Origin of the sequence: Pantoea sp. paga (genome assembly GCF_007558755.1) — a bacterium.
Taxonomy (GTDB): domain Bacteria; phylum Pseudomonadota; class Gammaproteobacteria; order Enterobacterales; family Enterobacteriaceae; genus Pantoea; species Pantoea agglomerans.
In genome coordinates this window covers 1-552 of record NZ_VLTF01000042.1, presented here as the reverse complement: position 1 = coordinate 552, position 552 = coordinate 1, and the positions used below count along the sequence as shown (strand labels likewise).

At 52.2% G+C, this 552-nt stretch carries 1 rRNA gene; it reads left to right on the top strand.

Annotation, left to right across the window (positions count from 1 at the left end):
• Window positions 1-95: 95 nt before the first annotated feature.
• Window positions 96-552 (top strand): 16S ribosomal RNA (locus tag FOV68_RS23890); the annotation flags it as partial.

Here is a 552-nt window from a genome sequence, read left to right as displayed (position 1 = left end):
AAAAAATATCAAGCCTCACGAGTGAACACATAATGAAATTCATTATGACGTTTTACAGATGAGCACCGCTTAACTTGTTTAAGCAAATCAAACTTAAATTGAAGAGTTTGATCATGGCTCAGATTGAACGCTGGCGGCAGGCCTAACACATGCAAGTCGGACGGTAGCACAGAGGAGCTTGCTCCTTGGGTGACGAGTGGCGGACGGGTGAGTAATGTCTGGGGATCTGCCCGATAGAGGGGGATAACCACTGGAAACGGTGGCTAATACCGCATAACGTCGCAAGACCAAAGAGGGGGACCTTCGGGCCTCTCACTATCGGATGAACCCAGATGGGATTAGCTAGTAGGCGGGGTAATGGCCCACCTAGGCGACGATCCCTAGCTGGTCTGAGAGGATGACCAGCCACACTGGAACTGAGACACGGTCCAGACTCCTACGGGAGGCAGCAGTGGGGAATATTGCACAATGGGCGCAAGCCTGATGCAGCCATGCCGCGTGTATGAAGAAGGCCTTCGGGTTGTAAAGTACTTTCAGCGGGGAGGAAGGCGA